The 1,196-nt window shown below is 66.1% G+C and carries 1 protein-coding gene and 1 tRNA gene; both read right to left on the reverse strand.

What is annotated here, in order from left to right:
* Positions 1-328: 328 nt before the first annotated feature.
* Positions 329-730, reverse strand: a complete 402-nt coding sequence (locus ACCC97_RS28730; RefSeq protein ID WP_413336368.1) for a GreA/GreB family elongation factor — start codon at positions 728-730, stop codon at positions 329-331.
* A 390-nt stretch (positions 731-1,120) separates the two neighbouring features.
* Positions 1,121-1,196 (reverse strand) — tRNA-Asn (locus ACCC97_RS28735).

Here is a 1,196-nt window from a genome sequence, read left to right on the forward strand (position 1 = left end):
CTGCTTTCGCCGGCGGTGGCGCTGCCTGCGGCGCTGCCGGTGGCCATGGTCTTGGCCGACTGGCTGCCCATCTGCATATCCATGGTCTGGCAACCTGAAAGGGCCAGCAGGCCGGTGAGTGCGCTTGCGAGAGAGAGTTTGAAAAAAGCCATGTTCGATCTGTCGAGTGAGAAGAAGGATGCTGCGCCCGTGGCAGGCGTCACTCGTCAGGACCGAAGTTGGAATTGCCATGGCCTCTACGGCCTCCCGATTCGACGCGCCGCCAGCGGCCGCGCGACGATACGACCCCGGCACTACGGCGCGCCAGTGCCGAAAGTCACGAGCGACCTCAGCGCGTGTAGTCGCCGCTGGCCTCCGGCTGGAACAGCACCGCGACCACGTGCGCGGCGCCTTCCGCGCCATTGGGCATCTGCCAGCGGGCAAGCGTGCCCGTCTTCATGCCCAGCAGGCCGATGCCGACGGGCGACAGTACCGAGACGAAGCCTGCGCCCGGCTGCGCGTCACCGGGGTAGCAGAGGGTGATCTTCTGGCGCTGCCGCGTGACGGGGTCTTCGACCTCCACCTGGGAGTTCATCGTCACGATGTCCCCCGGGACCTCGCGCGAGGGCAGCACGTCCGCCGCATCGAGGAGTTCGGCGAGCACGGGCGGACGCTGGTGGTCCGTCAGTTTGCCGAGGCGGATGAAGTCGAGTTCGGTGAGCGTGCGCTCCCCGTGAATGGTTGCAAGCATGAAGCACTCCAGTTGATTGCGGCGCCGTTCTGGATGGAAGAACGAACGGCGTCGCTGCCGCGCGGCGGGTGCCCGGCGGTCAATGGTTCGCGCATCAGGAAGAAGGGTAGCGGACCGCCGGGCTCAGGAAAGTGCGCGGGTGCGTCGCAAGATCGCCGTGGTCGCCGCAAGGGCAGCACCCGTGCGGCGGCCAGCCACTGCCTGGGGCAGGGCTGCGCGTGCAGGGTGTTTGCGGAACACGGACAAGGGGGCCATGCGCCCGAGTGTAGGACGTGCCGCGAGGCCATCAAGCAATGGCCTCACCTGCCTTGCCGTTAAGCATGTACCGGCAAAGAAAAAGCCCGCTGTCCAAAAAGACAGCGGGCTTTCCAGAGGCCTTGCGGCTTGTGGTGGCTCCTCGACCTGGGCTCGAACCAGGGACCTACGGATTAACAGTCCGGCGCTCTACCGACTGAGCTATCGAGGA

It is taken from the genome of Variovorax sp. Varisp85 (genome assembly GCF_047304045.1).
Taxonomy (GTDB): Bacteria; Pseudomonadota; Gammaproteobacteria; order Burkholderiales; family Burkholderiaceae_C; genus Variovorax.

What these genes read in the sequence shown, in the direction of transcription:
- ACCC97_RS28730 (WP_413336368.1), bottom strand. Translation starts at nt 730, where the DNA reads ATGCTTGCAACCATTCACGGGGAGCGCACGCTCACCGAACTCGACTTC.